General features: G+C 41.4%; 2 protein-coding genes. Both read left to right on the top strand.

Features of this window, described 5'->3' with window-relative positions:
- The coding region (locus A3735_RS18265; protein ID WP_082885926.1) for a DUF1329 domain-containing protein at positions 1-1,030 on the top strand (1,030 nt) is incomplete at its 5' end.
- 271 nt (positions 1,031-1,301) lie between these two features.
- The coding region (locus A3735_RS31975; RefSeq protein ID WP_231882573.1) for a hypothetical protein at positions 1,302-1,509 on the top strand (208 nt) is incomplete at its 3' end.

Below are 1,509 nucleotides of genomic sequence, written 5' to 3'. Positions count from 1 at the left end.
TAAAATGAAGGTGTATCCTACTCATCGTTCAGTTGGTTATATTGATAAATTCGGTGAGTATTTCAAGCATAATGCGACTAATGCTGAAATGGTTGATGACGGGAATGGCGTGCAAGGCTATAAAGGTGCAATTCCTTTCCCAATTCCAAAGAATGCTAAAGAAGTTGTTTGGAACCATATTATGCGTTCAAGAGGGGGAAGCTTTGTTCGTGACTACGTACAGGTTACACCTACTGAATCAGGAGACTTCTCACCAATTCGTTTCGTAGAACATTATTCTGAGCGATTGGAATTGACGGATGCTGCAAAGAATGGAGATAAAAACGTCTTTTGGTATTTTAAGCAGCGCGTAGCTTCACCGGCTCGTTTGGCGGGTAACGTTCTACTTATCCACGAAACAATTGACCAAGTTAAAGAACCACGTAGAGCGTGGGTATATAACGCTGGTCAGCGACGTGTTCGTCGAGCTCCTCAGGTTGCATATGATGGACCAGGAACCGCGGCGGATGGTTTGCGTACTACCGATAACTTCGATATGTACAATGGCGCGATGGATCGATATGACTGGGCTCTAGAAGGAAAGCAGGAGCTATACGTTCCTTATAATTCCTATGCGATGGATGATAAGAGTATCAAGTATGACGATATCATCAAAGCAGGTCACCTAGATCAAGAAGTGATGCGATACGAGCTGCACCGGGTGTGGAAAGTTACCGGTACCCTTAAAGCAGGGCAGCGTCATGTATATTCAAAGCGTACTTTCTATATTGATGAGGACTCTTGGGCAATCCTAGTTGCAGATCATTATGATGGTCGTGGAGAGCTATGGCGTTTTGGTGAGGCTCATAACAAGTTCTTTTATGATGTGAAAGCTCATATTACAACAGCAGAATCGTTGCACGACTTGTTGTCTGGTCGATATATTGTAGGTGGTTTAGCTAATGAGATTCCTATTCGCTATGACTACTCAAAGAGCTTTAAGAGTAAGGACTTCACGCCTGCGGCATTGCGTCGTTCAGGTAAGCGTTAAAGTTTAGCTCATTGATTGATTCAAAACCGACTACTAAGTAGTCGGTTTTTTTTTGTCAGAATTCTGAAGCTTTTCTTTGTAAAACCTGAAAAAGCTTCCTATATTTATGAAAGAAGATTACCCATAAAACCTAAATACTTATTAAACTTAAATGAGTTGAGCTGTATCTACCTGTTTCAAGGTGCGCCGAAAGGGATTTGACGTAAGGCGTGAATTGGAGCAGTAAGTTGTATTTTTTAGGTAACTAGTGCCTCGGATATAGGAGACAACCGTGTCAAAAAAGTATGGCGTCATTGTATACAATACATCAACTATCAGTGATTCAATTCGTTCCCTTCAGTTAGACTTCAAGTTAACGCATTGCCAGACCTATGAAAGCTTATTGACACACGCTGCATATAGCGATAATCAATTGCTTTTGATAGATGATATGCCCGGCAATAACTCCCATTTAGCTTTTTTAGACAAAATTAAGAGCG

Source organism: Oleiphilus sp. HI0061, from assembly GCF_001635675.1.
Note: the sequence above shows the minus strand (reverse complement) of the source record. Positions and strands in the feature narration are given on the sequence as shown.